This window comes from Paenibacillus sp. JCM 18996 (assembly GCF_055392555.1).
The window spans coordinates 3,352,501-3,374,690 of record NZ_AP043884.1 but is presented as its reverse complement, the minus strand read 5'-3'; the positions used below and the strand labels follow the sequence as shown (position 1 = coordinate 3,374,690).

The following is a 22,190-nucleotide window of genomic DNA, read 5'->3' as shown; positions in this document are numbered from 1 at the left end:
CGAATCTTCAGGACGTTAAAATCTTCATGCGTTAATGGATTAAAATGTTTCTCCAATCTACCAAGTATAAACTATTGTCGCCAATCATTCCAGCTTTAAAAAAGGGGCAATCACTATCCCTTGGGCCGCTTGCTTTCCTTGAGCTGTCCTTGTACCGGCGGCGTCGGGCTTGTTCAATTGGGCGGTGAAGTTTTGTGCGGTCATGGTTCCTCCTGCGCGTTTCGCGTCTATTCCCCGATTTTGCGTTTTTTCTTATTTTATCCCCGGCATGCCGGTCTATCAAATTATTCCCGACCCGTGACAAACGTCCATACCAAACATTTGCCCATCACATAGGCTGTAGTAAAACGGCAAAGGAATGAGAAACCATGACATATAACCCTTACGACCAAGAAGTAACTACGCGCAGTTTCTTTTCAGGACCACAGGCAGGCGGCGGAGGTTTCCCGGGAGGGGGGGCTCCGGGAGGGGGGGCTCCAGGAGCGGGATTCTTCGGCGGAGGCGGAGCTCCACAAGGTGGTGGATTTTTTGGCGGCGGCGCACCCGTGCAAGGAGGCGGCTTCTTTGGCGGCGGCCAGAGTCTCGGCGGAGCTCAAGGCCTGCCTCAAGTTGGAGGGGGCGGCTTTCCTTTTGGCGGTGCAGCAGGCGGTGCGGCAGGCGGCGCTTCTTCGGCGGCATCCGGCATCAATTTCGAGCAGATCAAAGGATTCGTCGACCGGATGGGCGGCATTGACGGGATACTTTCCACCATGACCAAGGTGCAGAAAATCTTTGGCAATGTTCAGCAGATGGCGCCCTTGTTCAAGCTGTTCTTCAAAAAAGGCGCAACAACCAAAACAACCGGCACCAAAGACGACGCCCTCTCGAGAGATTTTGTTCCCCGAAAACGCAGAAAGAAAACCCGTGCCGGCTCTACAGCAAGCAGAAGGCGCAAGACGAAAAGATAATATTGCGCACGTCCCCAATTTAGCCACGGAAACTATGTCGCATATGTACGTTCTAATCCACGGTGATCGTTTCGCATATGGGGATCCAACAAAAACAGCCGGCCTCTCAAGGGGGCGGGCTGTTGTATTACTTCTGTCCACTCTAATTTATGACTTTGGCGCGATATCCGTCCTTACAACGCCCACATCGGACGCATTGATGGCAAAGGCATTCCCTCCCTGGCCGGTGCTGGCGCTGGTGGATTGCCTGACAATGACCGTATTTTTGCCGCGTGTCTTATGGGTATGCTTCTTTGTTTTAGACATCATTTTCACCTCCCCTTTTATGGGAGCTTACGTACGGCGTCTGAGCAGCCGCCCTACAGCACCGCAACGTGCGCCGGGACGGGATTCAACGCTTTTTGTTTTTGCTCAGAATTTTTACATTGACGGCATTGCTGGCGAGAGCGTTGCCGAGCTTTGTCCTGGCGACAGCGGATTGAAAGATCTTGATGACCAGGTAATGGTTTTTGCCAATGCGGTGCTTATATGTTTTCACGTAGGTTCGGAACACCTTGTTGACCCCCTTCTCAGCAGCTATTACATGTTATGTACAACCTAAGGGTCCCGACTCGGCGCATATCAGACATCCCGCTTTCCGGAGAGCAAAAAAGCCCGCCTGATGGCGAAGCCCTTGCCGCAAACCCTCTATGTCACATCCCGGTTCTGAAAAACGAGTGAAGCCGCCGTCATAAGCAGCAAAATATACAGCACTATGACAGCCAGCGAGAAGCCGAGCGTCATCCCTTCGTACAGCGGCATTTGGCCTCGGTTAATGAGCGGATTCGGGTCGTACATCTGCAGGTTGGTATTGGCAAAAATAACGAACTGCGACCATCTGTATCTGCTGATGAACAGCATCAATGTGCTGCCGATAAAATTCGCGATAACGGCTGTGATGATGGCAAGCGGAGAGCTTTTGAACACCGTCGCCATGAAAAAGGCCAAGGTCATATAGAACAGCGCAGGCGGAATGTCGTACAAGTAATATTTTAGCGTCGTACCGAACGTAAAGCCGTCTTTGTCCGACGTCCCGAAGAGGGCCGCACCGATCAGCGACGCGGACACCAGCAGCACCGCAAACGCAGCAGCCGTCATAATTACGCAGGCCGCATATTTGGACAAAAGCACCGTCGTTCTTGACGGAGGGCGGATCAGCAGCTGCTTGATCGTGCCTTCCTTGTATTCGTCCGTAACGGTCTGCGCGCCGATAATGATGGAGAACATCGTAATAAAGATACTTAACCCCATAAAGATAAGCTGCGGGTATTTGGCATAGTTCAGTTCGGCCGCCACGGACGGATACCATACTTTAATGGCGATGGCGATAGCCAAAGCAACGATGAACAAAAAGAGGAAGAACCGAGTGCTCCGCTTTTTGCTGTTCATTTTCATCAATTCGTTCCGGACCAGCTGGATGAATTTCATAACGGCGCCTCCCCTTTGGTCAGTTCGAGGAAAGTATCTTCCAGCGATTGCGTGCGGCTGTGCACTCCGAATACCAGTACGCCGTCAGTCAAAAGCACCCGCAGCACAGCGGGAATCTGTTCTTTTTCCAGCGAAACGACAAGCATGTCGCCTTCCGCAGCCGGCTGCATAGCCTCGAATGAGGGAACGTCTTCGCCGGAGGCATCCCGTTCTTTCAGGAGCTGAAGCGCACGCTTGCTGTCGTCCACCTCAAATTCCACAGGACGAGCCAATGTAGTCGGAGCCGGCCCCGTAATCGAGATCTCATCGACGAGCTGCCCGTTCTGGATAATCAGCACCCGGTCGCACATCAACTCCACCTCTGACAAAAGATGGCTCGATACGACCACAGCGATGTTTTCTTTTTTGGCGAGATAGCGGAGATGGTCCCTCAGCTTGCGGATTCCCGCGGGATCCAGGCCGTTCGTAGGCTCGTCCAGTATGAGAATCGAAGGCTTGTGAAGCAGCGCTTGAGCGATGCCCAGCCTCTGTCTCATGCCCAGCGAGTAGGTTTTTACTTTATCGCGGATCGCATCGGTCAGGTCGACCAGCTCTACGATTTCATCCATGCGCGCTTTAGAGATCGGCTCCGAACTCATCCGGGCAAAATGAATCAAATTCTTCATCCCCGACATATATCCGTACAGCTCGGGATTCTCCACAATGGCTCCCACATGCGCCATCGCTTCCGACCGCTCCGTTTTGATATTGTGGCCTTCTATGTATATGTCGCCGTTCGTAATGGAGATCAGGCCTACCATCATGCGGATCGTCGTCGTTTTGCCGGAGCCGTTCGGGCCGAGAAACCCGTACACTTCCCCCCGGTTCACCGAGAAACTCAGGTTTCGGATGATGGGCCTGCCGCCGATCGTTTTGGATACGTTATGCAGCTCGACAACGGATTCTTGCGGTTTTGCCATCCAGAGCCCTCCTTGCTGAAATATTACCTATCCTTACCATTATGGCGGGAATTGATACTATTGTCCATGCATGGGCACACCTGTGGTGAGGAAGCATATTTTTGTCCGGATTGAGAAAGACTAGCTGTAAAAAAACGGCTGGACAAAGGCGGGAGGAACCCCAATGAATTCCTTAATGCGATTAATTGAACATTACTGGTTGCCGGTCGTTCTGGTTGCGGGAATCGGCTATGCGATTTATAAGGTATATGAAAGAAGGCGGACCCTTCTGCTGAAAAATAACGATGAGCCTTGATGTGGCTGCCTTCCACTCTTGCATACTGTGTGGTAAACTTTTTATCATCAAAGTTGAATGCGGTTGCAATGAGATGGGAGGATCGGGGCGGTGCTGTATGAACCTTTTGGCATATCCAGATCGGGAGAGATTATAGAAAAAATGGCGTGTGATCCGGAAACCCTCTATCTGGGCCGAAACGGGAAACCCGTGGAAAGAATCTCCATTCTTAGAAACGGAAAACCGGAAATAGCGATCGTCAAATATTTGACTAATTACGAAAATATAGGAAGAGAAGCGTGGGTGTATGAGTCGATTTTGGCGCGGCTGTCGACGCTTAGGTTCCCTGAACTGTTAAGCGTTTCCAATACTACAGATCCTGAGTCCTATTGGCTGCTGTTCGAGGATTTAGGCAATCTGACCCATTCGTTTGAAGCCGATTTCCTGTGTCGGGTCGCTTCTTTGATGCCCCAGTGGCATTTATTGCCCGCAGCATTAGTGCCGGATCTATATGAGGGGCACACCCCCAAATTACAGCCTGTCCATCTGGAGCTGGCATCACGGCAAAGTGAGCTGAGGTCTGTACTTCTGGATTTGCATCTGGACACTCATCTTATAGACCGGCTCCTTAATGGCATGCTGCAAGAAGACCCTGACCGCATCGCTGGACAAAACGTAATCTGTCACGGGGACCTAAATCCTTTAAATATTTCATTCAAAGAACAGCAGCTTATCGTATTTGATTGGGAATACATCCAGAGGAACAGCGTATTCTGGGACTTGTTTAATTTGATCGACATCACCAGTCCGGTTTACCGCAGGAAGGTTCTCGATATCGATGCCCGCTGCAGGATTTTAACCGCGTATATAGACGAACGCAAAAAACTGAACCGGCCCGTAGATGGTGACTTTGAAAGGGATTATCATATTTTTTCCGCGATCTATACCGCTTGGATTCTACTGTTAATCGACGGCGATCTGCGGCACGGCCGCTTTGAGAGGGACTCTCTTCTCCTGCAGAGAGAAGAAGCTTCAGCTATTCTGCGGAATCTGCTGGGATATTAAAGCTTTCTACTTGCTTTTTAGTTGGTGAATATTTCCAGGATGTATCTGGAAATAAAGGTAGCGTCGATTAAAAGCATGCTATAGTTTTAGCTCAAACGAGCTTCAATGACAGCGGAGATCCCTTGTTTCTCTTCAAACAGCAGCTCGATTGACAGCGTGCCCGGGTCAAAATTATGATACTGGTCAAGGTAAATAGCCGCACCGTCGATGATGTCCTGTTCCGACAGCTGTATTTTTCGTCCGTTCCGACCGCTCACTTCCGCCCAAATTCCCCTGCCTTCTTCAAAAAACAGTTCCCCCTGCAGATCGTGCATGTTCTCGTTATACCGCTGGGAAGCAAAAACACATACTGCATTTGTAAGGTCTTGTTCATTAAATAAAATTTTCATTTATTTCCCCCCCAGAATCTGCGGAATAATTTATAGGCAATAAACAGGATGACTCCCCAGAAAATAAGACCTAGAATTGAAAATCCGCCTGACCCGGCGTACCCGTCAGTATAACCGGTGCCATAGCCCATTCCGCCAAAAGGATGTAAAATATGCCCGAGAAACGCTCCGGCCGCCATTCCTCCGAAAAAGCTTCCCCATCCATGCTTCGGTGCAGGCTGCGGTACAGGCTGATTCACTGACGGGTATCGTGGACGGGTTACGTCCGTGGAAGGAGCTCTTGGACCTGTTCTATATCCGGGAGCCGGTCCCGTCCGATTTCCATCTGTGGTGCTTCCGCTTGGTGCTTTGTAGCTCCCTTTACCTGAGGAATATGCTGCTGTTTCCTGGGAGCTCTGTGCTTGGGCCTGCAGTTCTGGGTTTTGAACCGGCGTGTTTTGCAGCGATGTTTGATTAGCAAAAACCGTGGTCATATTCAAGGATACGCACAGGGCCATGACAAGTGAAAGTACGAATTTTTTCATGATTTCCCTCCGTTCCGAATTAGAGATTGACGCTTGCGGCACAGCTTTCGAGAGAATTCCTTCTGTACAGTCCCTTTAACCCCGTTCTCCAAAAATGAAGCAAAATGCAAAGCAGCTTCCATGTTTTTAGCCTGCAGCCGGCGCTGAATTCAAATGAGCCTTGAGTTTTGGAATGAGGTGTTTTGGAATGAGGTGTTTTGGAATGAGGTGTGGTTCAAAGCATCTGCTATAATCCCATAAAATGGTTAAAGGGACGTGGCGCAACGGCTATCGTAGTGAATAAAAGCGGACACATTTTTATAGAGTTCATTGAGATCCAGGAGAAGATGGGGAAACAGCAAGAGAATGTGCCTGAGCAAATTGCTCTATGGGATACTATAGAGGATATAGGCTATAACGATTTCCGACTTCCGCCCCTGCGGGGCTTAAGAGCAACCAGGCCAATACTCGCAGCCATAGCTCTTAAGCCCCCTAATTGGATTGGAGAATACCAAGGGAAATAAGGTACACTTTTCATAGGGAGGCGATCTACATGATGAAGCGAAATAAAGTATTCGAAGAAGTATGGTACAAAGTGTTCATCGAGCAGGGACATCCAGTAGTCATGGTACTGCGTTTGGCGGTGTGGCCTCCTCCACTTACTATGCCCGAATCCATCCCTCCCGCCCGTCGAAGTCTCTAGCGGAAAGCCGCCGCGGACGTCCTGTAAGCGCGCACTCCCTGACCCGAGCGGGTCGGATCATAAGCGACGCGCAAGTCAAAGACTGGCTGATGGAGTTGGTGTCGGGTGAGGAACATATTTACGGATACCGTTTGTTGGCAGAATGTCTGCGCAGAGAGCATGATCTGATCATAAACGATAAGAAAGCCTACCGTCTGTGTAAGGAACTTGGCATCCTCCAACCCCAGCGACGCAAAGGATAGTACCACTAACTCTCCAGAATTAAGGGGCCGAACCGTATATTTATTGGCGCGAGTCAAATTTGAGAATAACGGAAGAAAATTCCGTTAGCTGAACTGCTCACTTACACCAAAGCTTTCTTCGCTATATCCGTACGATAATGCTTGCCCTCAAAGCGGATGCGCTCAATATCTTCGTACGCTTTAGCTCGCGCTTCGGCAATGTCCTTGCCGAGGGCGGTGACACCGATCACGCGGCCGCCGTTCGTTACAATCCGGCCGTCGGGGGACATAGCCGTACCGGCATGGAACACGGTTGAGCGCCGGACAGCGTCCAGGCCCTCAATCGGCAGCCCCTTGGCATAGGAGCCCGGGTAGCCGCCGGAAGCGGCGATAACGCATACCGCTGCTTGCTCGCTCCATTCGATATCCACCTGATCCAGACCCCCGTGTACTACCGACAAAAAAATGTCCAGCAGGTCCGATTGCAGCCGCGGCAGCACCACTTGAGTTTCCGGATCGCCGAAACGGGCGTTAAACTCAATCGTTTTCGGTCCCTGTGCCGTAATCATCAAACCGGCGAACAACACGCCCTTGAAGGGACGGCCTTCCTTCACCATGGCTTCCGCGGTTGGCTTGATGATAGTCTCAATCGCTTCATCCACGACAGCCTGCGGTATGTGAGGCACCGGAGAGTAGGTGCCCATGCCGCCTGTGTTCGGGCCTTCGTCGTTGTCGAACACCGGCTTATGGTCCTGCGCCGGCACCATGGGGCGGACAGTATTGCCGTCTACGAACGACAAAATCGACATCTCCTGGCCCTGAAGGAATTCCTCGATGACAACCCGGTCGCCGGAATCTCCGAAAACTTTATCCACCATGATGCCGCGCAGCGCCTTCTCCGCCTCTTCCATAGTGCGGGCTACAACGACGCCTTTGCCTGCGGCAAGCCCGTCCGCCTTCACGACGACAGGAACCTGCTGCCGGTGCAAGTAAGCGAGTGCCGGCTCATATTCACTGAAAGACTCGTAGGCTGCGGTCGGGATACTGTATTTTCTCAGCAGGTCCTTTGTAAATACTTTGCTGCCCTCTATGATTGCCGCATTCGCACGCGGGCCGAACACGTTCAAGCCGTGGCCCTCCAAATGGTCGACAATCCCCTCCGAAAGAGGGTCATCCGGGCCAACAACCACCAAATCAATTACTTTCGATTTTGCAAAACGCGCCAGCTCTTCGAACTGCTTTTCCTCAATCGGTACACATTGCGCGAGCTGCGCGATTCCCCCGTTGCCGGGCGCGCAGAAAATTTCCGCTGCTTTGGGGCTCTTTTTCAATGCCCAGATGATCGCATGTTCCCTGCCTCCACGGCCAATAACCAGAATACGCATGGATACCCTCCTAAACGAAACTTCACCTTTTCCAATTACACGGGGAACTGCACGCACGAGGCTCTGTTAAGCAGTATCTTAGTGTTTAAAATGCCGCACGCCCGTCATAATCATTGCAATCCCGTTCTCGTCAGCCGCTTTGATCGATTCTTCATCCTTGATGGAGCCGCCAGGTTGAATCACCGCGGTAATTCCAGCTTTGGCTGCCAGCTCCAAAGTATCGCCCATCGGGAAAAATGCGTCTGACGCCAGCACCGCGCCTTTCGCCTTGTCCCCCGCCTGCTCGATGGCTATTTTAGCCGCGCCTACGCGGTTCATCTGCCCCGCTCCGACTCCTACGGTCATATCGTCTGCGGCCAGCAAAATGGCGTTCGACTTCACATGCTTAACGACCTTCCACGCAAAAAGCAGCTGCTTCAACTCCTCTTCCGTCGGCCGGCGTTCGCTTACTACCTTCAAATCCGCTTCCGTGAGCGAGTAAACATCGCTTTCCTGTACCAGTGCACCGCCTTCGACGGTGGTCAGCACGGGCTGCGCTGTCTTGGCCCCGCCTGACACAGCCACTTTCAACAGCCGGATATTCTTTTTCCTGGTCAGAATCTCTTTTGCTTCCTCCGTAAAATCCGGGGCCAGCACAATCTCAAGGAAGATTTCGTTGAGCAGGATCGCTGTCTCCTTGTCCACCGTACGGTTAGCCGCAATGATGCCTCCAAAGATCGACACCGGATCCGCATTGTACGCTTTTTGGCAGGCTTCAAGAATCGTCGTCCCGATCCCTACTCCGCATGGATTCATATGCTTAACGGCCACGACAGCCGGTTCGTTGAACTCTTTTACAATTTGCAGGGCCGTGTTGGCGTCATTGATGTTGTTGTAGGAAAGCTCTTTTCCGTGCAGCTGCTCCGCTGTAGGGATGCTGCCGGCTCCCGCCAAAGGCTTGCGGTAGAATGCGGCCTTCTGATGGGGATTTTCCCCGTAGCGCAGGTCTTGCACCTTTTCGTAAGTTACCGTGTAGCTTTCAGGCCACCGCTCGCCGACCTGCTTCGTCAAATAGTCGGAGATCAGCGCGTCGTAAGCCGCAGTGTGGCGGAATACTTTGGCCGCAAGGCGTCTGCGGGTCTCCAGGACCGTGTCTCCGCTTGCCTTCACTTCTTTCAGAACGCCCGCGTAATCCGCGGAATCGACCACCACCGTCACGAAAGCGTGGTTCTTCGCCGCAGAACGGAGCATCGTCGGGCCGCCGATATCGATATTTTCGATGGCTTCCTCGTAGGAAACGTCAGGCTTCACAATCGTCTGGGCAAAAGGATACAGATTCACCACCACAAGGTCGATGTAATCTAGCCCAAGCTCCTTCATCTGCCGCTGATGCTCCTCATTGTCGCGAACCGCCAACAAGCCGCTGTGCACCGCGGGATGCAGGGTTTTGACCCGTCCGTCCATAATTTCGGGAAACCCGGTCACTTCCGAGATACCCATCACAGGAACGCCGTTTTTCTCCAGCAAAGTTTTGGTTCCTCCTGTGGAAATCAGCTCAACCCCCTGCTCAGCCAAGCCGCGCGCAAAATCCACCAATCCGTTTTTATCCGATACACTGATCAATGCCCTTTTGATGGCCACGGTTCTACCCCCTGCGTTTTTCAAAGTAATTTGTATTCTAAAATATTAATGCGCGATTACTCATCCCTGACCCTTACAACCCGTCCGTCCAAAAGTACCCTGCCTTCACGAATCCATTGGATTACCTGCGGCAGCAGCTCGTGCTCCACACGATGAACACGATGTTCCAGATCCTCCAGATTATCCCTCTCAAAGATCTCGAAGCTGCGCTGCGCAATGATCGGCCCGCTGTCCAGACCGCCGTCGACATAATGAACGGTAACCCCCGTCAGCTTCACTCCATACTCCCAAGCTTGCTCTATCGCCCGAATCCCCGGAAAAGCCGGCAGAAGCGACGGATGGATATTGATGAGCTTGCCGTAAAAAGGCTCCACGAGCGTGGAAGTGATAATACGCATATAGCCCGCCATGACAACCAGATCGATCTTCAGCTCCCGCAGCCGATCCAGGATGATCTCTTCGTACTGCTCGCGCGATGCGTAATTCTTCGGCCGAAAAACAAAGGCGGGAATCCCCGCCTTCTCGGCCCGCTCAACGACCTTGGCCTGCGGCCGGTCGCAAACCAGCAGCTCGATGCTCGCATCGAGCCGTCCCGCCGCGGCGGCGTCCACGATCGCCTGGAAGTTGGAGCCGCTGCCTGACGCGAACACTGCGATACGGAACGGCTGCATTACACGTCAGCTCCCGTAAAGGTTACAGCACGGCTGCCTTCCGTAACGCTGCCTATGCGGTAGACCTTCTCGCCCAGCTTCTCGGCAATCGCTGCAGCTTCTTCCGCCTGCTCCTCCGCCACGATAACGACCATCCCTATACCCATATTGAACGTGCGGAACATATCGTTATTGGAGATGCCGCCCGCTTCCTGCAGGAGCTTAAACACCGGGAGGATCGGCCACGAACCGTACTCGATGTCCACATTCACGCCGTCCGGAAGGACGCGCGGAATATTTTCGATAAAGCCTCCGCCTGTAATATGCACCAAGCCCTTGAGCTTCACTTTTTCCATCATCGCCAGCACCTGCTTCACATAGATGCGGGTCGGCTCCAGCAGAACATCGCCCAGCTTGCCGCCGAGTTCATCGATTTCCTGCTGGAGACTGTAGCCTTTCGTTTCGAGCAGCAGCTTGCGCACGAGAGAGAAGCCGTTGCTGTGCACGCCGCTGGACGCGAGTCCGAGCACCGCGTCGCCGGGGCGGATGACGGAGCTGTCGATCATCTTTTTGCGGTCTACAATGCCTACGGTGAAGCCTGCAATGTCATACTCACCTTCTGAGTACATGCCCGGCATTTCCGCCGTTTCCCCGCCGATCAGTGAACAGCCCGCTTGCAGACAGCCGTCCGCGATGCCTTTGACGATGCCCTCGATCTTCTCTGGAATAACCTTGTCGCACGCCAGATAGTCCAGGAAGAATAAAGGCTCCGCTCCCTGCACGACCACATCGTTGACGCACATCGCCACCGCGTCGATCCCGATCGTATCATGCTTATCCATGGCAAAAGCCAGCTTCAGCTTCGTCCCCACGCCATCGGTGCCCGACACGAGAATCGGCTCCTCGTACTTATCCTTGTTCAGGCCGAACAAAGCGCCGAATCCGCCTAATTCGGTCATCACTTCCGGGCGGAACGTTTTCTTGACGTGCTTCTTCATCCGCTCTACCGCTTCGTTGCCCGCAGCAATATCGACTCCAGCCTGTTTGTATGCATCAGACACGCTATCCAGCTCCCTTGTCTTTACTTTTTATTTCATCCGATCGTCGTCGCGGTCGGCAGGCCCGCAGGGCCGAAGGGCCGGCCCAATCAATCGCAGCCGCAGCCGATCTTGGCGTCTTCCCCGATCTCCGTCGGATACCGGTTGTCGAAACATCCCATACAGTGCCCGCGGTTAAATTCCACAGAGGTTCTGCCAATCGCTTCCAGCAGCCCTTCCTTGGTCAGAAAATGAAGGCTGTCCGCATTGATCGCCTGGCGGATCTCTTCAACCGACTTCTGCGCGGCGATCAGTTCCTTGCGGTCCGGCGTATCGATGCCGTAGAAGCAAGGATTCTGGAACGGCGGCGAGGAGATGCGTACATGCACTTCCGTCGCTCCCGCTTCCCGCAGCAAATTTACGATCCGCAGGGAAGTCGTGCCGCGCACGATCGAGTCGTCGATCATGACGACGCGCTTGCCTTCCACGACCTTGCGCACCGCGCTGAGCTTCATTTTGACGCCCTGTTCGCGCAGCTCCTGGTTCGGCAGGATGAAGGTGCGCCCGGTGTAGCGGTTCTTGATCAGCCCAAGCTCGTAAGGGATCCCGGTCTGCTCGGCAAAACCGATGGCGGCCGATATGCTCGAATCCGGCACGCCGGTCACCAGATCCGCGTCCACGAACGCTTCCTTCGCCAGCTGCATCCCCATCCGCTTGCGCGCGGAGTGGACGTTGATCGTGTCGATGTCGCTGTCCGGCCGCGCGAAGTAAATAAACTCCATCGCGCAGATCGAGTTCTGGCGCTTCTCTGCGAACCGGTCTTCCTTCAGCCCGTTCGCGTCAAGCACAAGCAGCTCGCCCGGTGCCACGTCGCGGACGTACTCGCCTCCCACCGCGTCGAACGCGCACGACTCGGAAGCGAACAGATAGGCGTCGCCCAGCCTGCCCATCACAAACGGGCGCAGCCCGTTCGGGTCCAGCGCCGCAATCAGCTTATCGTTCGTCAGGATCAAGAACGCAAAACCTCCGACGATTTGACCCAGCGCGTCCTTCACCGCTTCGACAATATCGTCGTGCTCCGAGCGGGCGATCAGGTGAGCCAGCACTTCCGTATCGCTTGTAGTCTGGAAGATCGAGCCCATCTTTTCCAGACGGCGCCTGATAGCGGGCGCGTTCACCAGGTTCCCGTTCGTTGCAATCGCCAGATCGCCTTCCCGGTACTTGAAGATGAGCGGCTGGGCGTTAGCCAGCTTGCTCTCTCCGGCGGTGGAATAGCGCACATGGGAGATTGCGGTACTGCCGCGCAAGGACGAAAGGTTGTCGTTGTTGAACACTTCCTTCACCAGCCCCATGCCGCGGTGATAATCAAAATACTCCGCATCCGCCGTACATATGCCCGCGCTCTCCTGCCCGCGGTGCTGCAGCGCATGCAGGCCGTAGTAACAGAGGGAGGACGCATCCGGATGACCGTACACCCCGAATACTCCGCACTCTTCCTGCAGTTTATCCATAATGCCGTCATGGCTGTTATTGCCTTCGTTATAGAAACGTCCTGTCCATAGCTTACTCTCTGACTTTACTTCATTAGACATGGAATCGCATCCTTCCAAACCTTCTCGAGTTGCCGCACAGATAGCTGGATGGCAGGCTTGGCGTTCACGTCGATCCGCAGTTCGTTTCCTTCCACTTCGCCGAGCACTTGATAAGGGACACCCCGGGCCCCGGCAAGCTGCTTCAACGCATCCAGCCGATCAGGCGATACGCTGAGCAGGATGCGGGACTGGCTTTCGCTGAACAGCGCATGATCGGCCCTCACCCCGCATTCAAAGCTCACACGCGCCCCAATGCCGCCGCTGATGCAGCTTTCCGCAACCGCTGCAGCCAGTCCGCCTTCGGACAAGTCATGCGCGGAAGCGACAAGCCCCTGCTGAATCCCGTGCAGCACCATATCCAGCAGCTTCTTCTCCGCTGCCAGGTCCAGTATCGGAGGACGGCCCTCCGTCACGCCATGGATAACCTTTTGAAACTCGCTGCCGCCCAGCTCTGCCTTCGTTTCGCCAAGCAGGACGATCACATCGCCTGCCTTTTTGAACCCTTGAGTCGTAATATGGCCCACATCATGCACCAGGCCGACCATCCCGACCACCGGCGTAGGATAAATCGCACCTTTGGCATTCTCATTGTACAAACTGACGTTGCCGCCGATCACCGGCGTACCCAGCACCCGGCAGGCTTCCGCCATACCGTCTACAGAGGTCTCCAGCTGCCAGAAAATGTCCGGCTTCTCCGGATTACCGAAGTTCAGGTTATCCGTAATCGCCAGCGGCTCCGCGCCGGAGCACACAATGTTGCGGGCCGCTTCGCTCACCGCGATCCTGCCCCCGACTTCAGGGTCCAGGTAAACGAACTTGCTGTTGCAGTCCGTTGTCATCGCGAGCGCCTTGCGGGTGCCGCGAATCGTCACCACAGCGGCATCCGATCCCGGCTGAACCGCCGTTTCCGTGCGGACCATGTAATCGTACTGGTTATAAACCCATTCTTTGCTGGCCACCGTAGGGGAAGCCAGAACCTTTTCCAAAGCGTCATTCAAATCCGTCACTTCCGGATAACGAAGCGTATCAATCTTCGCTCCCTGCTCATAATAAGCAGGCACTTTAGACGGCTTGTTGTAAATCGGGCACTCGTCCACCAGCGCCGTCACCGGCATATCGCCGACCACTTCGCCGTTATGGAACAGCTTCAGACGGCCGTCGTCGGTAACTTTGCCTACCTTATAACACTCCAGCCCCCAGCGGGCGAAGATCGCTCTCGCCTGGGCCTCGTCCTTCGGCTCGACCACGAACAGCATGCGCTCCTGCGATTCGGACAGCATCATTTCGTAGGCGGTCATTCCCGTTTCCCGCTGGGGCACCTCATCCAGGTACAGCTCCATTCCGTTGCCCGCTTTGCTCGCCATTTCGGAGGAAGAACTGGTCAAACCGGCCGCGCCCATATCTTGAATACCGAGCACGATGCCGGAGTTGATCAGATCCAGGCAAGCTTCCATGACCAGCTTCTCCATGAACGGATCGCCGACCTGTACCGCCGAACGCCTTCCCTCTGTCTCCTCCGTCAACTCCTCGGACGCAAACGTTGCGCCGTGGATTCCGTCGCGGCCCGTTGCCGGTCCGACGTAAAACACCGGGTTGCCCACGCCCTTGGCCACCCCGCGCTGGATCTTGTCGTGGTCGATCAGGCCGACGCACATCGCGTTTACAAGCGGGTTCCCCTCGTAGCTCTCATCGAACGTAACCTCCCCGCCCACCGTAGGAATCCCGATACAATTGCCGTATCCGGCGATCCCGCTGACCACATGCTCGAACAAATATTTGACGCGGTCGCTCTGCAGCCTGCCGAAACGCAAAGAGTTCAGCAGGGCGACAGGCCGCGCGCCCATTGAGAAAATATCCCGGATAATCCCGCCCACCCCGGTCGCCGCCCCTTGATAAGGCTCGACTGCAGACGGGTGGTTGTGGCTTTCGATCTTGAACACGACCGCCTGGTTGTCTCCGATATCGACGATGCCCGCGCCTTCGCCGGGTCCCATCAGTACGCGGGAGCCGGTAGTCGGGAATTTGCGAAGCACCGGCTTGGAGTTTTTGTACGAGCAGTGCTCGGACCACATCACGCTGAACACGCCAATTTCCACATAGTTCGGCTGCCGGCCCAGAAAACCGCAGATCAGATCGTACTCGGCATCCGACACGCCCATCTGCTTGTATAGCTGCTGTTCCGCAATCTGCTTAGCGTTCGGTTCCTTAGTTGATAGCTGCTGCTCCATGTCTTTCCCTCCAGGTGTTCAAGATGGATGTGAACATCCGCTTTCCGTCGACGGAGCCGAGCAGCTCATTGACCGCGCGCTCCGGATGGGGCATCATGCCGACCACGTTGCCTTCTTTATTGCAAATCCCCGCGATATCTTCCACCGAACCGTTCGGATTCGCACCCGCCTTATACCGGAATACGATCTGACCGTTCGCTTTCAGCTCCCGCAGAGTAGTATCGTCACAGTAATAGTTGCCTTCGCCATGGGCGATCGGAATGTTGATCAGCTCGCCCTTTTTATAGTCCTTCGTAAAAGGTGTCGAATTATTTTCCACTTGAAGCAGCGCCGCATGACAGCGGAATTTTAAAGAATTATTGCGAAGCAGAGCCCCGGGAAGCAGCCCCGCCTCGGTCAGAATCTGGAATCCGTTGCAAATCCCCAGGATGTACTTCCCGTCGGCCGCAGCCTGTTTTACCGCATTCATCACCGGGGCAAAACGCGCAATCGCGCCGCAGCGAAGGTAGTCCCCGTACGAAAAGCCGCCCGGTATAAGAATCGCGTCATACTTGGAAAGATCCGTTTCCGTCTGCCACACATAATCCGCCGTTTGCCCGATCGTATCTTCTACCGCTTTATAACAGTCCACATCGCAATTCGATCCCGGAAATACGAGTACGGCAAATTTCATTGGACTGACCCTCCCTGATCTCGGATTTTACTGTATCTCAAAACGATAATCTTCCACAACCGTGTTAGCCAGCAGTTTTTCGCACATTTCTTTCAGCCGGCTTTCCGCTTCGCTGCGGTCGTTCGTCTCCAGCTCTACTTCGAGGTATTTTCCCACACGCACGCTCTGTACTTCAGCAAACCCCATAGAATGAAGCGCTCCTTGGACGGCGTTGCCTTGAGGGTCCAGAACGCTCTGCTTGATCGTCACGTAAACCGTTGCTTTTAACATGGAAAATGTCCCCTTCCGAAATATTTACCCTGTTCCCTTTGATTCTACCATTGGTTGAAATCGTTTCCCTTATGCCTGCTCCGCCAAAAATTTATAAATCTCTTTATATCTCCGGGAAGTTTCCTCCACAACATGGGCGGGAAGCTCATCCGGTTCGCTGTTTTTGTCCCAATCCGAATTTGAAAGATAGGTCCTCACCGGCTCTTTGTCCATACTGTCGATTTCCGTGTCCAGCTCATAATTCTTTTTTGCCCAGTAGCGCGAGGAGTCAGGAGTGAAAAGCTCGTCGATGAGAATGACCTCCCCGTCCACAATACCGAATTCAAACTTCGTGTCCGCCAGAATGATGCCGCGCTCCTCACAGTAAGCATGGGCGAAGTTGTAGAGCTGAATGCTTTTTTCCTGCAAAATGTCCGTAATCTCCGCGCCTGCAAGCTCGCGCATTCTTTCAACCGAAATATCTTCATCGTGGCCCACATCATTCTTCGCCGAAGGAGTGAAGATCGGCTGCTCCAGCCGCTGGTTTTTGCGCAGCCCTTTAGGCAGCTTCCGCCCGTTGATCCCACCCGTCTTCTGGTACTGCCTCCAGCCGCCTCCGGTGATGTAGCCGCGCACGATGCACTCGATATCAATCCGCTCCGCTTTCTTGGTGACCATAATCCGATCCTTCATCAACTCGGCATCCGTAATCACGTCACCCAGCCTGGCCGCATCGGCGTGCACCAAATGGTTCGGCTGAAAATGGGCCGTTTTCTCAAACCAGAACTTGCTGATCAGATTCAAGCAGTTTCCTTTATCCGGGACGGCAGGCTTCAGAATATAGTCAAAAGCCGAGATCCGGTCCGTCACCGCGATCAAATAGTGCTCGCCGAGGTCGAACAGCTCCCGTACCTTGCCTTTGTACAGCAGCGGGGCTTTTACATAGTCCACTGCGCTTGAAATCGCCTTAGATGCCATCTTGCGCCCTCCGTTTCAGGTCCAATCCTTAACATACGTATGATAAGCCGCACGAACGCAGCGCTTTAGATCAATTCCAGGCGCTTAAAGATCGTATCCACATGCTTCAGATGCCAGCTCGGATCAAAGCAATCCGCGATCTCTTCGGCAGTAAGTACGCTCGTAATCTCAGGGGTGTTCTCTACGATGCCGCGAAAAGGCTGCTGCGTCTCCCATGCCTGCATCGCCCTGGGCTGTACCGTGTCATATGCCTGCTCGCGGGAAAAGCCTTTGTCGATCAGCTTCGTCATGACCCGGCCGGAGAAAGGAACTCCGTAGGTGCTCTGCATGTTGCGCTTCATGTTCTCAGGGAACACAGTTAGGTTCTTGATGATATTGCCCAATCGGTTCAGCATGTAGTTGAGCAGCGTCGTCGCGTCCGGCAGTATAATCCTTTCCACTGAAGAGTGGGAAATATCTCTTTCATGCCACAGCGTCACGTTCTCGTAAGCGGAAACCATATGGCCGCGGATGACGCGGGACAGGCCGGATATGCTTTCGCAGCCGATCGGGTTGCGTTTGTGCGGCATCGCGGAGGAGCCTTTCTGGCCTTTGGCGAACGGTTCCTCCACCTCGCGGAACTCGCTTTTCTGCAGCGCGCGGATTTCCGTGGCGAACTTGTCCAGCGAGGTCGCTATCAGCGCCAGAGTGGCCATATATTCGGCATGACGGTCGCGCTGGAGCGTTTGCGTCGAGATGGGAGCCGGCTTGGTGCCGAGCTTTTTGCACACATATTCCTCGATAAAAGGATCGATGTTCGCATAGGTGCCTACCGCGCCCGAGATTTTACCGAACTGAACACCGTCCGCGGCGAAGCGGAAACGCTCCAGGTTGCGTTTCATTTCCTCGTGCCATAGCGCCATTTTCAGGCCGAACGTGGTGGGTTCCGCGTGTACGCCGTGCGTTCTTCCCATCATCGGAGTGTCTTTGTAGCGGATCGCTTTATCTTTTAAAATATCAATGAAGTTAATAATGTCCTGTTCCAGGATCTCATTCGCCTGTCTCAGCAGGTAACCGAGCGCCGTGTCCACCACATCCGTGGAAGTCAGGCCATAATGCACCCATTTGCGCTCATCCCCCAAAGTCTCCGAAACCGCTCTTGTAAAAGCGATCACATCATGGCGGGTTTCCTGCTCGATTTCGTAAATCCGGTCAATGCTGAACCCGGCGTTTTTTCTCAGCTCCTGCACGTCTTCCTTTGGAATGACTCCCAATTCGGACCAGGCCTCGCAGGATAAGATCTCCACTTCCAGCCAAGCGTTGAATTTATTCTCTTCCGTCCAGATGCGCGCCATTTCCGGCCTGCTGTATCTAGGTAGCATCGGTCAGCCTCCTTGTATGTGTTCTCCTATATAAAAGGCTCCGCCTCCGGCCAAGGCTCCAGCGCCTGTGACTCCGCCGCAAGCATCGCTGCAAATCTTGTTCTCTCCGCGAGCACCGTCGCCAGCCCGGCTTACTCCTGCTCCCGCCAAATCCCGGTTCTTTCAATCCAACTGAACGCTTTCTCCACTTCCCCTGTCAAAAGGTTAACATGGCCCATCTTTCTTTTCTCCTTGGCCTCTTGCTTGCCGTAGAGATGGATCTTCGGGGAAACCTCGGCGTCCTCTCTGGTTTGCCTCTCCAGCCACTCGAGCAGCGGATTCACATGCTCACCCAGCACATTCACCATCACTACAGGAGACATAAGCTGCGTCGAGCCTAAAGGGAGGTTGCAGACCGCCCGGACATGCTGCTCGAACTGGGAAGTCCGGCAAGCTTCCATCGTATAATGGCCGGAGTTGTGCGGACGGGGTGCGAGCTCGTTAACGTACAGCTGCCCGTCCTCCGTTACGAACATTTCGACAGCCACGAGGCCAATTACTTCAAGCGCTTCCGCAATCCGTACCGCCACTTGTTCCGCTTTCTTCCGCAGCTCTTCGTCAATGCGCGCGGGCACGATAGAGAGGTGAAGGATGTTTTCCTTATGGATATTTTCCGCAGCGGGAAATGCTTTGACCTCTCCTCTGGCAGAACGGGCGGCAATCACCGAGATTTCCATCCGGAAACGGATAAATTGCTCCAGAACAAGCTCCGTTCCGGCTTTCTTCAATGTTTCATAAGCTTCGCCCGCTTCATCCATGGAACGGATAACCCACTGGCCTTTCCCGTCGTAGCCTCCTGTGGCGGTTTTCAGCACGCAGGGCGTTCCAAAGTCCGCCAAGGCTTCCTTCAACTGCCGCTCACTTTTAATTTGCACATAGGGGGCCACTTTCACTCCCGCGGCTTCGAGGGCTCTTTTTTCCCGCAAGCGGTGCTGGGTGATGTACAGCAGCTCGCTTCCCTGGGGAACGTAGGCCTCCTTCATTAAGATCGAAGTCACCTCGGCATCCACATTTTCGAATTCGTAAGTAATGACGTCGGACAGCTTCGCCAGCTTCCTTGCCGCTTTTACATCATCATAAGGAGCCAAAATCTGCTCTTCCGCCACCTGTCCGCAAGGCGCGTGCTCTGTAGGATCCAGAGTAATAAAACGGTAACCCATGGCCCGTCCCGCCAAAGCCATCATTCTTCCCAACTGCCCGCCGCCCAGAATACCGATCGTGGAGCCGGGCAGAATCGTCCGGTGGGTCTGACCACCCGAACCTTGTACTTCATTCCTGCTGCCGTTCTCCGCCATTTCGCCGTTCATCAAGCCAGATCACTCTTTTCCATCACAGTATCGCGGATCCTGCCGCGCCTTTCCCTGATTTTACGCTGCAGCTCGGGGTCAAAAGCGGCCAAAATCTGCGCGGCAAGCAGCCCGGCATTCGCAGCTCCCGCATGGCCGATTGCGACCGTAGCGACAGGAATGCCTCCGGGCATCTGCACAATGGACAGCAGCGAATCCAATCCGTTCAGCGTCGAAGTCTTCACCGGCACGCCAATGACCGGGAGCTCCGTCTTTGCCGCGACCATCCCCGGAAGATGCGCCGCGCCCCCCGCCCCGGCAATGATCACCTTCAACCCGCGGTCTATCGCAGTCTGCGCATATTCAAACATTAAATCCGGAGTCCTGTGAGCGGATACCACCTTTTTCTCGTAAGGAATTTCGAGCTCCTCCAACATATCGCACGCATGCTTCATCGTTTCCCAATCGGACTGGCTTCCCATAATGACGCCTACTTCGACAGACATGTTATAACCTCACTCCCTTGTAAAAGTCCGGTGCATTCCATAGTCTTTCCGAAGCGGGAAATTTCCCCGCACAGTTCGATGCCGATTCGGAGATTTTCTGAACCTGTCGCATTTGATTCTCAAGAAAAAAAGCCCGAAGATAGAATCAAAAGTGATTTATCTAACGGACTACAGAGCTTGGAAGAATCGGCGGGCACGATTAAAAAGCATCCCTGCGGGATGTGTTAAACCGATTCATTCCTTACTCGTAGTCCAAAAATTTAAGGTTTTCGGGTAGAGACTTTCGGGCCATATTCCCGACGATATACGAGCCAAATCGACATGTTTTCTCATTTGCATTTACAACTACAGTTTAACAGCCCTGCTTGGGAGATGTCAACAAAAGACGAACATTTTATAAAATATTACTTATTAAAGTTCGTTTTTAATTCAATAGATCAGCCAAGTACCTCGTTTACACTATGATTGGATCACAAAACACGGGCACTTGATCTGCCCTCCAACCAAAAAAGCCCATCCGACTCACCGGAGCCGGCTGGGCTTTGCTCTTGCATTGCACGCTGTACGCCCTGGAATTGGTACGCAGACGCTTTTCTAACTGCCGGGAACCGGCTTTTCCTCCACCCGTTTACGGATAAAGGGAATCACGACCAACGCGCCGGCCACAAAAAACAAAGCAGCTGCTTCATACAACAAAACCAACGAAAACGATTGTTTCAGCACTCCGAGCGACATCGTCACCACCATAGCTCCCATAAAACATGGATTCAAAATCCCGTTTACTCTTCCCACAAATTCCTGCTCCGTATCTTTGAGGATCGTCGTGTTGATACCGATTTGAATCATCGGCATAACAAAGCCGCTCAACAACTGCAGCGCAAGGGTTAACCACAAAATGGTGGATAGGCCCGTACCGGCTATAGTTACCGCGCTCACGGCCATCCCGATAACGAGCATTCCCAGCGGCGGAATTTTCTTTGACAGTCCCATGGTGAGGCCTCCGCCTGCAATCATGCCAATCCCGTTAGCTGCCATAAGCCATTGGAAATATTCTTTGGGCAGATGCAAAAGCTCCAGGACTACAAACAATCCCATCGGTTGAATTAAACCTATCGCCAATCCCGCGGCAATAAAGCTCGCAGTTTATCGGAGTTGTTACCACCGAAACGAATGCAAAAAAAGCCCGCATCTGCGGACTCTTTTTACATGTTGCTTGGCAATGTCCTACTCTCCCGGGACCCTGCGGTCCAAGTACCATCGGCGCTGAAGGGCTTAACGGCCGTGTTCGGTATGGGTACGCGTGGTTCCCCTTCGCCATGATCACCAAACGTTTTATTTCATTCAGGGTGTTTATTCCCTGAAAACTAGCAGCGAATTCAACGTAAGCTTGTTTGTTCTTTCGGGCCCCGAGAAAGTATTCGGATTCCGCTTCGTCAGCTTCCTCTTCACTTTCTTGGGTATTATGGTTAAGCCCTCGACCGATTAGTATTCGTCAGCTGCATGCATTGCTGCACTTCCACCCCGAACCTATCTACCTCGTCGTCTACAAGGGGTCTTACTGAATTGGGAAATCTCATCTTGAGGGGGGCTTCACGCTTAGATGCTTTCAGCGCTTATCCCTTCCGTACTTGGCTACCCAGCGGTGCTCCTGGCGGAACAACTGGTACACCAGCGGTACGTCCATCCCGGTCCTCTCGTACTAAGGACAGCTCCTCTCAAATTTCCTGCGCCCGCGACAGATAGGGACCGAACTGTCTCACGACGTTCTGAACCCAGCTCGCGTACCGCTTTAATGGGCGAACAGCCCAACCCTTGGGACCTACTTCAGCCCCAGGATGCGATGAGCCGACATCGAGGTGCCAAACCTCCCCGTCGATGTGGACTCTTGGGGGAGATAAGCCTGTTATCCCCAGGGTAGCTTTTATCCGTTGAGCGATGGCCCTTCCATTCGGTACCACCGGATCACTAAGCCCGACTTTCGTCCCTGCTCGACCTGTTTGTCTCGCAGTCAAGCTCCCTTCTGCCTTTGCACTCTTCGAATGATTTCCAACCATTCTG

24 protein-coding genes, 2 rRNA genes and 1 riboswitch (1 of these 27 running past the window's edge) are annotated in these 22,190 nt (G+C 53.7%); of the genes, 5 read left to right on the top strand and 21 right to left on the bottom strand.

Translation table 11 applies throughout. The features are described 5' to 3' along the window. Positions 1 to 368 precede the first annotated feature (368 nt). Positions 369 to 947: an aminotransferase gene (locus ACZ5N7_RS16650; protein ID WP_464655746.1), complete on the top strand. Its 579-nt coding sequence runs from the start codon at positions 369 to 371 to the stop codon at positions 945 to 947. Positions 948 to 1,094: 147 nt separating this feature from the next. Here the strand turns inward: ACZ5N7_RS16650 and ACZ5N7_RS16645 are convergent, their stop codons facing one another. The 4 genes from ACZ5N7_RS16645 to ACZ5N7_RS16630 all read right to left on the bottom strand — a co-directional run bounded on the left by ACZ5N7_RS16645 (position 1,095) and on the right by ACZ5N7_RS16630 (position 3,373). Then, complete coding sequence (locus tag ACZ5N7_RS16645) at positions 1,095 to 1,256, bottom strand: hypothetical protein (protein ID WP_464659381.1); 162 nt, start codon at positions 1,254 to 1,256, stop codon at positions 1,095 to 1,097. Between the two features lie 82 nt (positions 1,257 to 1,338). Continuing rightward, positions 1,339 to 1,500 carry a hypothetical protein gene (locus ACZ5N7_RS16640; protein WP_464655745.1) on the bottom strand — a complete coding sequence of 54 codons (162 nt, stop codon included), beginning with the start codon at positions 1,498 to 1,500 and terminating at the stop codon, positions 1,339 to 1,341. Between the two features lie 134 nt (positions 1,501 to 1,634). Further along, positions 1,635 to 2,414 (bottom strand): ABC transporter permease, encoded by a 780-nt coding sequence (locus ACZ5N7_RS16635; protein WP_464655744.1) that lies wholly within the window; start codon positions 2,412 to 2,414, stop codon positions 1,635 to 1,637. Next, on the bottom strand, positions 2,411 to 3,373 hold the full coding sequence (locus ACZ5N7_RS16630) for an ABC transporter ATP-binding protein (RefSeq protein WP_464655743.1): 963 nt from the start codon (positions 3,371 to 3,373) through the stop codon (positions 2,411 to 2,413). Before ACZ5N7_RS16630 ends, ACZ5N7_RS16635 begins: the two co-directional genes overlap by 4 nt. Before the next feature lie 163 nt (positions 3,374 to 3,536). Between ACZ5N7_RS16630 and ACZ5N7_RS16625 the strand changes: the two genes are divergently transcribed. Next, entirely contained in the window at positions 3,537 to 3,668 is a 132-nt protein-coding gene (locus ACZ5N7_RS16625; RefSeq protein WP_464655742.1) for a hypothetical protein, read from the top strand. Positions 3,669 to 3,758: 90 nt separating this feature from the next. Continuing rightward, positions 3,759 to 4,712, top strand: a complete 954-nt coding sequence (locus tag ACZ5N7_RS16620) for a phosphotransferase (protein WP_464655741.1) — start codon at positions 3,759 to 3,761, stop codon at positions 4,710 to 4,712. 86 nt (positions 4,713 to 4,798) lie between these two features. Here the strand turns inward: ACZ5N7_RS16620 and ACZ5N7_RS16615 are convergent, their stop codons facing one another. Continuing rightward, positions 4,799 to 5,101, bottom strand: a complete 303-nt coding sequence (locus tag ACZ5N7_RS16615) for a DUF2653 family protein (RefSeq protein WP_464655740.1) — start codon at positions 5,099 to 5,101, stop codon at positions 4,799 to 4,801. Beyond that, positions 5,098 to 5,625, bottom strand: a complete 528-nt coding sequence (locus ACZ5N7_RS16610; protein ID WP_464655739.1) for a hypothetical protein — start codon at positions 5,623 to 5,625, stop codon at positions 5,098 to 5,100. Before ACZ5N7_RS16610 ends, ACZ5N7_RS16615 begins: the two co-directional genes overlap by 4 nt. Before the next feature lie 532 nt (positions 5,626 to 6,157). Between ACZ5N7_RS16610 and ACZ5N7_RS16605 the strand changes: the two genes are divergently transcribed. After that, positions 6,158 to 6,307, top strand: a complete 150-nt coding sequence (locus ACZ5N7_RS16605; RefSeq protein WP_464655737.1) for a hypothetical protein — start codon at positions 6,158 to 6,160, stop codon at positions 6,305 to 6,307. 89 nt (positions 6,308 to 6,396) lie between these two features. After that, positions 6,397 to 6,549, top strand: a complete 153-nt coding sequence (locus tag ACZ5N7_RS16600) for a transposase (RefSeq protein WP_464655736.1) — start codon at positions 6,397 to 6,399, stop codon at positions 6,547 to 6,549. A gap of 101 nt (positions 6,550 to 6,650) precedes the next feature. Here ACZ5N7_RS16600 and purD read toward each other — a convergent pair whose 3' ends face one another. From purD to ACZ5N7_RS16525, 15 genes are all read right to left on the bottom strand, one after another. Continuing rightward, positions 6,651 to 7,913, bottom strand: coding sequence for a phosphoribosylamine--glycine ligase (gene purD / locus ACZ5N7_RS16595; protein ID WP_464655734.1), 1,263 nt, complete (start codon positions 7,911 to 7,913; stop codon positions 6,651 to 6,653). A gap of 78 nt (positions 7,914 to 7,991) precedes the next feature. After that, entirely contained in the window at positions 7,992 to 9,533 is a 1,542-nt protein-coding gene (purH, locus tag ACZ5N7_RS16590; protein ID WP_464655732.1) for a bifunctional phosphoribosylaminoimidazolecarboxamide formyltransferase/IMP cyclohydrolase, read from the bottom strand. A gap of 56 nt (positions 9,534 to 9,589) precedes the next feature. Beyond that, on the bottom strand, positions 9,590 to 10,204 hold the full coding sequence (purN, locus tag ACZ5N7_RS16585; RefSeq protein WP_464655730.1) for a phosphoribosylglycinamide formyltransferase: 615 nt from the start codon (positions 10,202 to 10,204) through the stop codon (positions 9,590 to 9,592). Further along, on the bottom strand, positions 10,204 to 11,244 hold the full coding sequence (gene purM, locus ACZ5N7_RS16580) for a phosphoribosylformylglycinamidine cyclo-ligase (RefSeq protein WP_464655728.1): 1,041 nt from the start codon (positions 11,242 to 11,244) through the stop codon (positions 10,204 to 10,206). The genes purN and purM overlap by 1 nt, the downstream gene beginning before the upstream one ends. 86 nt (positions 11,245 to 11,330) lie before the next feature. Further along, entirely contained in the window at positions 11,331 to 12,812 is a 1,482-nt protein-coding gene (purF, locus tag ACZ5N7_RS16575; RefSeq protein ID WP_464655726.1) for an amidophosphoribosyltransferase, read from the bottom strand. Further along, on the bottom strand, positions 12,797 to 15,040 hold the full coding sequence (gene purL, locus ACZ5N7_RS16570) for a phosphoribosylformylglycinamidine synthase subunit PurL (RefSeq protein ID WP_464655724.1): 2,244 nt from the start codon (positions 15,038 to 15,040) through the stop codon (positions 12,797 to 12,799). Before purL ends, purF begins: the two co-directional genes overlap by 16 nt. After that, positions 15,018 to 15,713 (bottom strand): phosphoribosylformylglycinamidine synthase subunit PurQ, encoded by a 696-nt coding sequence (gene purQ, locus ACZ5N7_RS16565; RefSeq protein WP_464655722.1) that lies wholly within the window; start codon positions 15,711 to 15,713, stop codon positions 15,018 to 15,020. The genes purL and purQ overlap by 23 nt, the downstream gene beginning before the upstream one ends. Before the next feature lie 27 nt (positions 15,714 to 15,740). After that, complete coding sequence (purS, locus tag ACZ5N7_RS16560) at positions 15,741 to 15,983, bottom strand: phosphoribosylformylglycinamidine synthase subunit PurS (protein WP_464655720.1); 243 nt, start codon at positions 15,981 to 15,983, stop codon at positions 15,741 to 15,743. A 69-nt stretch (positions 15,984 to 16,052) separates the two neighbouring features. Continuing rightward, positions 16,053 to 16,940: a phosphoribosylaminoimidazolesuccinocarboxamide synthase gene (locus ACZ5N7_RS16555; protein ID WP_464655718.1), complete on the bottom strand. Its 888-nt coding sequence runs from the start codon at positions 16,938 to 16,940 to the stop codon at positions 16,053 to 16,055. Positions 16,941 to 17,005: 65 nt separating this feature from the next. Then, positions 17,006 to 18,301: an adenylosuccinate lyase gene (gene purB, locus ACZ5N7_RS16550; protein ID WP_464655716.1), complete on the bottom strand. Its 1,296-nt coding sequence runs from the start codon at positions 18,299 to 18,301 to the stop codon at positions 17,006 to 17,008. Between the two features lie 131 nt (positions 18,302 to 18,432). Continuing rightward, positions 18,433 to 19,635: a 5-(carboxyamino)imidazole ribonucleotide synthase gene (gene purK, locus ACZ5N7_RS16545; RefSeq protein ID WP_464659317.1), complete on the bottom strand. Its 1,203-nt coding sequence runs from the start codon at positions 19,633 to 19,635 to the stop codon at positions 18,433 to 18,435. Between the two features lie 11 nt (positions 19,636 to 19,646). Further along, on the bottom strand, positions 19,647 to 20,132 hold the full coding sequence (gene purE / locus ACZ5N7_RS16540) for a 5-(carboxyamino)imidazole ribonucleotide mutase (protein WP_464655714.1): 486 nt from the start codon (positions 20,130 to 20,132) through the stop codon (positions 19,647 to 19,649). 228 nt (positions 20,133 to 20,360) lie between these two features. Continuing rightward, a riboswitch (purine riboswitch) is annotated at positions 20,361 to 20,462 on the bottom strand. Between the two features lie 264 nt (positions 20,463 to 20,726). Next, entirely contained in the window at positions 20,727 to 21,263 is a 537-nt protein-coding gene (locus tag ACZ5N7_RS16535; protein WP_464659315.1) for an MFS transporter, read from the bottom strand. 80 nt (positions 21,264 to 21,343) lie between these two features. Further along, positions 21,344 to 21,460, bottom strand: a 5S ribosomal RNA gene (gene rrf, locus ACZ5N7_RS16530). Between the two features lie 134 nt (positions 21,461 to 21,594). Beyond that, positions 21,595 to 22,190: ribosomal RNA gene (locus tag ACZ5N7_RS16525) — 23S ribosomal RNA — on the bottom strand (it continues 2,330 nt past the right edge of the window).

Excerpts from the sequence above, each read along its gene's own strand:
- ACZ5N7_RS16650 (WP_464655746.1), top strand. The coding sequence starts at position 369 with ATGACATATAACCCTTACGACCAAGAAGTAACTACGCGCAGTTTCTTT.
- purF (WP_464655726.1), bottom strand. The coding sequence starts at position 12,812 with ATGTCTAATGAAGTAAAGTCAGAGAGTAAGCTATGGACAGGACGTTTC.
- purD (WP_464655734.1), bottom strand. The coding sequence starts at position 7,913 with ATGCGTATTCTGGTTATTGGCCGTGGAGGCAGGGAACATGCGATCATC.
- ACZ5N7_RS16605 (WP_464655737.1), top strand. The coding sequence starts at position 6,158 with ATGATGAAGCGAAATAAAGTATTCGAAGAAGTATGGTACAAAGTGTTC.
- ACZ5N7_RS16635 (WP_464655744.1), bottom strand. The coding sequence starts at position 2,414 with ATGAAATTCATCCAGCTGGTCCGGAACGAATTGATGAAAATGAACAGC.
- ACZ5N7_RS16615 (WP_464655740.1), bottom strand. The coding sequence starts at position 5,101 with ATGAAAATTTTATTTAATGAACAAGACCTTACAAATGCAGTATGTGTT.
- ACZ5N7_RS16600 (WP_464655736.1), top strand. The coding sequence starts at position 6,397 with ATGGAGTTGGTGTCGGGTGAGGAACATATTTACGGATACCGTTTGTTG.
- ACZ5N7_RS16630 (WP_464655743.1), bottom strand. The coding sequence starts at position 3,373 with ATGGCAAAACCGCAAGAATCCGTTGTCGAGCTGCATAACGTATCCAAA.
- purS (WP_464655720.1), bottom strand. The coding sequence starts at position 15,983 with ATGTTAAAAGCAACGGTTTACGTGACGATCAAGCAGAGCGTTCTGGAC.
- ACZ5N7_RS16610 (WP_464655739.1), bottom strand. The coding sequence starts at position 5,625 with ATGAAAAAATTCGTACTTTCACTTGTCATGGCCCTGTGCGTATCCTTG.
- purN (WP_464655730.1), bottom strand. The coding sequence starts at position 10,204 with ATGCAGCCGTTCCGTATCGCAGTGTTCGCGTCAGGCAGCGGCTCCAAC.
- purL (WP_464655724.1), bottom strand. The coding sequence starts at position 15,040 with ATGGAGCAGCAGCTATCAACTAAGGAACCGAACGCTAAGCAGATTGCG.
- purB (WP_464655716.1), bottom strand. The coding sequence starts at position 18,301 with ATGCTACCTAGATACAGCAGGCCGGAAATGGCGCGCATCTGGACGGAA.
- ACZ5N7_RS16555 (WP_464655718.1), bottom strand. The coding sequence starts at position 16,940 with ATGGCATCTAAGGCGATTTCAAGCGCAGTGGACTATGTAAAAGCCCCG.
- purQ (WP_464655722.1), bottom strand. The coding sequence starts at position 15,713 with ATGAAATTTGCCGTACTCGTATTTCCGGGATCGAATTGCGATGTGGAC.
- purE (WP_464655714.1), bottom strand. The coding sequence starts at position 20,132 with ATGTCTGTCGAAGTAGGCGTCATTATGGGAAGCCAGTCCGATTGGGAA.
- purK (WP_464659317.1), bottom strand. The coding sequence starts at position 19,635 with ATGGCGGAGAACGGCAGCAGGAATGAAGTACAAGGTTCGGGTGGTCAG.
- ACZ5N7_RS16625 (WP_464655742.1), top strand. The coding sequence starts at position 3,537 with ATGAATTCCTTAATGCGATTAATTGAACATTACTGGTTGCCGGTCGTT.
- ACZ5N7_RS16645 (WP_464659381.1), bottom strand. The coding sequence starts at position 1,256 with ATGATGTCTAAAACAAAGAAGCATACCCATAAGACACGCGGCAAAAAT.